This is a genomic window from Pseudomonas sp. 32_A, assembly GCF_017490905.1.
Classification (GTDB): Bacteria; Pseudomonadota; Gammaproteobacteria; order Pseudomonadales; family Pseudomonadaceae; genus Aquipseudomonas; species Aquipseudomonas inefficax.
In genome coordinates, this window is sequence record NZ_JAFGYI010000076.1 from 1 (window position 1) to 7,089 (window position 7,089).

A 7,089-nucleotide genomic window follows, 5' to 3' on the forward strand; every position below is an offset into this window, starting at 1 on the left:
CATACACCGCGTCGCATTCTTCGCGGGCACGCCCGCTCCCACAGGATCACCACAGCCTTCAACGCAGCCACAGTACCTGTGGGAGCGGGTTTACCCGCGAACACCGGCACAGCCGGTGTCATACACCGCGTCGCATTCTTCGCGGGCACGCCCGCTCCCACAGGATCACCACAGCCTTCAACGCAGCCACAGTACCTGTGGGAGCGGGTTTACCCGCGAACACCGGCACAGCCGGTGTCATACACCGCGTCGCATTCTTCGCGGGCACGCCCGCTCCCACAGGATCACCACAGCCTTCAACGCAGCCACAGTACCTGTGGGAGCGGGTTTACCCGCGAACACCGGCACAGCCGGTGCCAGCCACCGTGCTGGATTCTTCGCGGGCACGCCCGCCCCCACAGGGGCGTTGGCCTATCTGTGAACCGCATTCGTTTCCGGGCAAATCCAATGACTCGGGAAAACCGCCAGGCCTGGCCTGGCGGGAGTCACCTGACCGGGCTGGCGTCAGGCCAGCGCCTCGCGGCTGTGCTGGCCGTCGACCAGGCGTTGCAGGCCCAGCGGGTTGGCGTTTTTCAGGGCATCAGGCAGCAGCGCGTCCGGATAGTCCTGGTAGCACACCGGGCGCAAGAAGCGGTCGATGGCCAAGGTGCCGACCGAGGTGCCACGAGCATCGGATGTGGCCGGGTACGGCCCGCCATGCACCATCGCATCGCACACTTCAACGCCGGTCGGGTAGCCGTTGACCAACAGTCGCCCGGCCTTGCGCTGCAGCACCGGCACCAGCGCGGCAAAACGCTGGAAGTCTTCCGGTTCGGCAATCAGGGTTGCGGTCAGTTGCCCATGCAGGGCTTGCACGGCGCGGCGCAGTTCGGCTTCGTCGGCCACTGCGACGGCCACCGTGGCAGGCCCGAAGACTTCTTCCTGGAGCAATGCATCACCGTTCAGCAGCAAGCTCACATCGGCCTGGAACAGCTGCGCCTGGGCCTGCTCACCCGCTTGCTCGGCACCGGCCAGATGGCGCACGCCCGGGTGCTGGTGCAGGCGTTGCACGCCCTGGGTATAGCTGCGCAAGGTGCCGGCATTGAGCATGGTCTGCCCGGGCTGGTCGGCCAGTTGCGCGCCAAGGGCCCTGAGGAAGGTGCTGAACGCTTCGCCGGCAATACCAATGACCAGCCCGGGGTTGGTGCAGAACTGCCCGCAGCCCAGCACCACCGAACCGGCCAGTTCCCTGGCCACCTGCTCGCCCCTGGCCTGCAAGGCCGCAGGCAAGACCAGCACCGGGTTGATGCTGCTCATTTCGGCGAACACCGGAATCGGCTGCGGGCGCGCCGCAGCCAACTCGCACAAGGCTCGGCCGCCTTTGAGCGAGCCGGTAAAGCCCACGGCCTGGATCGCCGGGTGGCGGACCAGCGCTTCGCCGACACCAGCACCGTAAATCATGTTGAACACGCCGGCGGGCATGCCGGTGGCGACCACTGCGCGCTCGATCGCCTCGGCCACCTGCTCGGCCGTGGCCATGTGGCCGCTGTGCGCCTTGACCACCACCGGGCAGCCCGCAGCCAGCGCTGCGGCGGTGTCACCGCCGGCGGTAGAGAAGGCCAGCGGGAAATTGCTGGCGCCGAACACGGCTACCGGGCCGACACCGGTGCGGTACTGGCGCAGATCGGGACGCGGCAGCGGCTGGCGCTGTGGCTGGGCGCGGTCGATACGCGCGCCGAGGAAGTCGCCGCGGCGCAGCACTGTGGCGAACAGGCGCATCTGATTACTGGTACGCGCCCGTTCGCCCTGGATGCGCCCGGCCGGCAGCGCGGTTTCGCGGCACACGGTGGCGATGAAGGTGTCGTCCAGCGCATCCAGCTGATCGGCAATGGCATCGAGGAACTGCGCACGGCGCTGGGGTGCCATGGCGTTGTATTCGGCAAAGGCCGCTTCGGCTGCCTGCGCGGCGGCGTCCACTTCTTCCGGGGTGGCCTGGGCAAAGGCCAGCGGCAAGGCTTCGCCGGTACGCGCATCGAGGCTTTGCAGGCGCACGCTGCCGGCAGCGCTGCGCTGGCCGCCAATGAAGTTGCTTCCGGTCATGGTTGGCTCCTGTAAATGAGAAGGAAGGTTCAGATGCTTGTGTCAGGCAGTTAGCGGAAAGGGGGCTGCTGCGCAGCCCATCGCAGGCAAGCCAGCTCCCACAGGGGCCGCGCAGTTCCGGAGGCTGCGCTGTACCTGTGGGAGCGGGCGAGCCCGCGAAGGGCCGCAAACCGGCACCGATTCATCAACTGGCTGGCGGCGAGCTCAAAGGCTTTTCACCACCCCGGGGCGAACCTGCCCGGGCGCCGCTGCAATGCCGTTGCGCAGCGGCTGGCCGAACGCGTCGAGGCTGACTTCGAAGGTATCGCCCGGGCGCGCCTGGATGCCGTCGGCGAATGACAGCGTGGCGGTACCGAAGTAATGCACGTGGATATCGCCAGCGCGCAGGAACTGCGGGTACTTGAAGTGGTGGAACTCGAGGTTCTCGAAGCTGTGGCACATGTTCTGCTCGCCCGACAGGAACGGCTTGCGCCACAGTTCCTGGCCGTCGCGCAGGATGCGGCTGGTGCCTTCCAGGTGGGCCGGCAGCGCGCCCAGGCGCAGCTCGGGGCCGAAGCTGCAGGCGCGCAGCTTGGAGTGGGCCAGGTACAGGTAATTGCGCCGCTCCATCACATGGTCGGAAAACTCGTTGCCCAGCGCGTAACCGAGGCGATACGGCGTGCCGTCGGCACCGATCAGGTACAGCCCGACCAGCTCCGGCTCCTCGCCGGCATCTTCGGCGAATGCCGGCAGCGGCAGGTCGGCGCCTGGGCGCACGACGATGCCGCCGTCGCCCTTGTAGAACCATTCCGGCTGCGCGCCCTCCTCGCCTGCCGGCGGCCGACCGCAATCGAGCCCCCACTGGAACATGCGCATGCTGTCGGTAACGGCGCCTTCGGCCTGCTGCTGGTGCATCTTGTCGCGGGTGGCGGCACTGCCCAGATGGGTCAGCCCGGTGCCGGTGACCAGGCAATGCGCCGGGTCCGGATGGTCCAGCGGTGGCAATACGCGGCCTTCGGCCAGCAGGGCCAGGTAGTCGTGACGCTCGCCCAGGCCGGCAGCCTGTACTTCGCTGGCCAGGTCACGGCCGGCGGCGATGGCTTGCAGGGCCAGCTCGCGGGTGCTGCCGGCGCCACGTACTTCCAGGGCGTACTCGCCTTCCACCACGCCCACCCGGCGCTCGCCGGTGGCGGTTTCGAATTGAATCAATCGCATGCTTGTGCTCGCTTTTCGGTTGCGAAAGTTAGCGGGAGGCCGGGGCTACCCGCGTAGAAGCCAGGCGCTGACGGCGCTCGAGGCGGTTGTAGACCACACCGGTGAGCAGCAAGCCGAACAGCATCACCGCTGCCAGGAAATACAGGCCCGACGACAGCTGCCCGGTGTGCTCCTTGAGCGCGCCGATGCCAAACGGGCCGAGGTAGCCGCCGAGGTTGCCGATGGAGTTGATGAGCGCGATGCCCGCTGCGGCGCTGGCGCCGGAGAAGAACCGGCCTGGCAAGGTCCAGAAGATGGCCGTGCAGGAGAACAGCGCAAACGCCACCAGGCACAGCGCCGCCAGTTGCAGGCCGGGCACGCTCAGCCAGGCACTGAGGAACAGGCCGATCGCACCCAGTGCGTACAACAGGCCGAGGTGGCCATAGCGGTCGTTCAGGCGGTCGGAGCTGCGCGGCACAATCAGCAGGCCGATGATGCCGAACAGGTAAGGCACGGCCGAAACGAAACCGGTCACCAGGTCACTGCCGCCAAACTGGTGGATCAGTGTCGGCAGCCACAGGCCCAGGCCGTAGATGCTCAGCGTCACCGGCAAGTAGAACAGCGCCAGCAGCAGCACCCGGCCGTCCTTCAAGGCATGCAGGGGGTTGCCGTGGCGGGTCTGGCCGAACTCGCGCAGGTCGTTGGCCAGCTGTTCCTGCAGCCAGCTGCGTTGCTCGTCGCTGAGCCAGCGCACCTTGGCCGGGCCGTCCGGCAGCAAACGCAGGGTCGGCCAGGCCAGCAGCACCGCCGGGGTACCGATGCAGATGAACAGCCATTGCCAGCCATGCAGCCCGTAGCTGCCATCAAGCCCCAGCAGCGCGCCGGCAAGCGGCCCGGTAATCAGCATGGCCAACGGCTGGGAAAGGATGAAGAAGCCGAGGATCTTGCCGCGATGGCGCACCGGGTACCACTGGGTGATGTAGTACAGCACGCCCGGGAAGAAGCCCGCCTCGGCCGCCCCCAGCAGAAAGCGCATCACGTAGAAACCGTTGGGCCCGGTAACGAAGGCCATGCCGACGGTGATCGCGCCCCAGGTAACCAGGATGCGGGCGAACCAGCGGCGCGCGCCGAAGCGGTCGAGCAACAGGTTGCTCGGCACCTCGAACAGGAAGTAACCAATGAAGAAGAGCCCGGCACCCAGGCCATAGGCCGCGTCACCCAGGCCGATGTCGGCGCCCATGTGCAGCTTGGCGAAGCCCACCGCGGAACGGTCGACATAGGCCACCAGGTAAAGCAGTACCAGAAAAGGGATGAGTTTCAGTGTGATCAGGCGGACGAGCCGCTGCTCCTGAATCATGGCGATGTCTCCAATTGTTCTTGTAATGGGTACAGCACCTGGCCGGGGACTTTTTGGCAGACCTCTGACCTGGGAGAATGATCTTATAGTATTACTAATTGCACCAACAAGCCTTCACAGAGACCATTTTTATCAGTACAGTCGACCGCACAACGACAAATAGTAATACTAATTAGGTGTTCCCATGTCTGATAACAAACGCCCACTGCGCTCCGCCCAATGGTTCGGCACCGCCGACAAGAACGGTTTCATGTACCGCAGCTGGATGAAAAATCAGGGTATTCCGGACCACGAATTCCAGGGCAAGCCGATCATCGGCATCTGCAACACCTGGTCGGAGCTGACCCCGTGCAACGCGCACTTCCGCAAGATTGCCGAGCACGTCAAGAAGGGCGTGCTGGAGGCTGGCGGCTTCCCGGTGGAGTTCCCGGTGTTCTCCAGCGGCGAGTCCAACCTGCGCCCCACCGCCATGCTCACCCGCAACCTGGCGAGCATGGATGTGGAGGAAGCGATCCGTGGCAACCCTGTGGACGGCGTGGTGCTGCTGACCGGCTGTGACAAGACCACCCCGGCGCTGCTGATGGGCGCGGCGAGCTGTGACGTGCCGGCGATCGTGGTTACCGGTGGCCCGATGCTCAACGGCAAGCACAAAGGCAAGGACATCGGTGCCGGCACCATCGTCTGGCAGATGCACGAGGCCTACAAGGCCGGCCAGATCGACCTCAACGAGTTCCTCTCGGCCGAAGCCGGCATGTCGCGCTCGGCGGGTACCTGCAACACCATGGGCACCGCCTCGACCATGGCCTGCATGGCCGAAGCGCTGGGCACCTCGCTGCCGCACAACGCCGCCATTCCGGCGGTGGATGCACGGCGTTACGTGCTGGCCCACCTGTCGGGCATGCGCATTGTCGACATGGTACGCGAAGACCTGCGCCTGTCGAAAATCCTCACCCGCGAAGCCTTCGAGAACGCCATCCGCGTCAACGCCGCCATCGGTGGCTCGACCAACGCGGTGATTCACCTGAAAGCCATTGCCGGGCGCATTGGCGTGGACCTGCAACTGGAAGACTGGACCCGCATCGGCCGCGGCACGCCGACCCTGGTCGACCTGCAGCCCTCGGGCCGCTTCCTGATGGAAGAGTTCTACTACGCCGGCGGCCTGCCTGCGGTCATCCGCCGCCTGGGCGAACACGGCCTGCTGCCCAACCCTGCCGCGCTGACGGCCAACGGCAAGAGCCTGTGGGACAACTGCCAGACCGCACCGCTGTATGACGAAGAGGTGATCCGCCCGATCGACAAGCCGCTGGTGGCCGATGGCGGCATCTGCATCCTGCGCGGCAACCTGGCGCCCAAAGGTGCGGTGCTCAAGCCATCGGCCGCCACCCCGGCGCTGATGCAGCACCGTGGCCGCGCCGTGGTGTTCGAAAACTTCGACGACTACAAGGCACGCATCAACGACCCCGAGCTGGATGTGGACGCAAGTTCCGTGCTGGTGATGAAGCACTGCGGGCCCAAGGGCTACCCGGGCATGGCCGAGGTCGGCAACATGGGCCTGCCGGCCAAGCTGCTGGCCCAAGGGGTGACCGACATGGTGCGCATTTCCGATGCCCGCATGAGCGGCACCGCCTACGGCACCGTGGTGCTGCACGTGGCGCCGGAAGCGGCAGCTGGCGGGCCATTGGCTGCCGTACGCGAAGGTGACTGGATCGAACTCGATTGCAAGGAAGGCCGCCTGCATCTGGACATTTCTGCCGAGGAGCTGGCTGGCCGGCTGGCTGACCTGCAAGCCCCGCCGCAGTTGATCAGCGGTGGTTACGCCAGGCTGTACCTGGACCACGTGATGCAGGCCGATGAAGGTTGCGACTTCGACTTCCTGGTCGGTTGCCGCGGCGCGGCGGTGCCCAAGCACTCGCACTAAGGCCTGACGTCATTGGGGCTGCTGCGCAGCCCATCGCCGGCAAGCCGGGCTCCCACAGGGACCGCGAAAGTCTTGAGGCCTGCGCCGTACCTGTGGGAGTGGCCGCGAACACTGGCAAAGCCGGTGCCATCCACCGCGTCGCCTGCTTCGCGGGTAAACCCGCTCCCACAGGTACTATGCGGGCTTCGGGTTCATGCTATACCTGTGGGAGCGGCCGTGGCCGCGAACACCGGCGTAGCCGGTGCCATCCACCGCGTCGCCTGCTTCGCGGGTAAACCCGCTCCCACAGGTACTATGCGGGCTTCGGGGTCACGCTATACCTGTGGGAGCGGCCGTGGCCGCGAACACCGGCATAGCCGGTGCCATCCACCGCGTCGCCTGCTTCGCGGGCATGCCCGCTCCCACAGGTACTATGCGGGCTTCGGGTTCACGCTATACCTGTGGGAGCGGCTTTAGCCGCGAAGCAGGCGACGCGGTGGATGGCACCGGCTTTGCCAGTGTTCGCGGCCACTCCCACAGGTACGGCGCAGGCCTCAAGACTTTCGCGGTCCCTGTGGGAGCC

General features: G+C 66.2%; 4 protein-coding genes. 1 reads left to right on the forward strand and 3 read right to left on the reverse strand.

Annotated features, from left to right (window positions below; genetic code table 11):
• Positions 1–504 precede the first annotated feature (504 nt).
• The 3 genes from J5M58_RS25530 to J5M58_RS25540 form a co-directional block, all read right to left on the reverse strand.
• Positions 505–2,079 (reverse strand): aldehyde dehydrogenase (NADP(+)), encoded by a 1,575-nt coding sequence (locus J5M58_RS25530; protein ID WP_207880067.1) that lies wholly within the window; start codon positions 2,077–2,079, stop codon positions 505–507.
• Between the two features lie 204 nt (positions 2,080–2,283).
• Entirely contained in the window at positions 2,284–3,273 is a 990-nt protein-coding gene (gene araD1, locus J5M58_RS25535; protein ID WP_207880069.1) for an AraD1 family protein, read from the reverse strand.
• Positions 3,274–3,301: 28 nt separating this feature from the next.
• On the reverse strand, positions 3,302–4,609 hold the full coding sequence (locus J5M58_RS25540; protein WP_207880071.1) for an MFS transporter: 1,308 nt from the start codon (positions 4,607–4,609) through the stop codon (positions 3,302–3,304).
• Between the two features lie 184 nt (positions 4,610–4,793).
• On the opposite strand from J5M58_RS25540, the gene J5M58_RS25545 reads away from it, so the two are divergent.
• Positions 4,794–6,527 carry an IlvD/Edd family dehydratase gene (locus tag J5M58_RS25545; protein ID WP_207880073.1) on the forward strand — a complete coding sequence of 578 codons (1,734 nt, stop codon included), beginning with the start codon at positions 4,794–4,796 and terminating at the stop codon, positions 6,525–6,527.
• Positions 6,528–7,089 lie beyond the last annotated feature (562 nt).

What these genes read in the sequence shown, in the direction of transcription:
- J5M58_RS25545 (WP_207880073.1), top strand. Translation starts at nt 4,794, where the DNA reads ATGTCTGATAACAAACGCCCACTGCGCTCCGCCCAATGGTTCGGCACC.
- J5M58_RS25540 (WP_207880071.1), bottom strand. Translation starts at nt 4,609, where the DNA reads ATGATTCAGGAGCAGCGGCTCGTCCGCCTGATCACACTGAAACTCATC.
- J5M58_RS25530 (WP_207880067.1), bottom strand. Translation starts at nt 2,079, where the DNA reads ATGACCGGAAGCAACTTCATTGGCGGCCAGCGCAGCGCTGCCGGCAGC.
- araD1 (WP_207880069.1), bottom strand. Translation starts at nt 3,273, where the DNA reads ATGCGATTGATTCAATTCGAAACCGCCACCGGCGAGCGCCGGGTGGGC.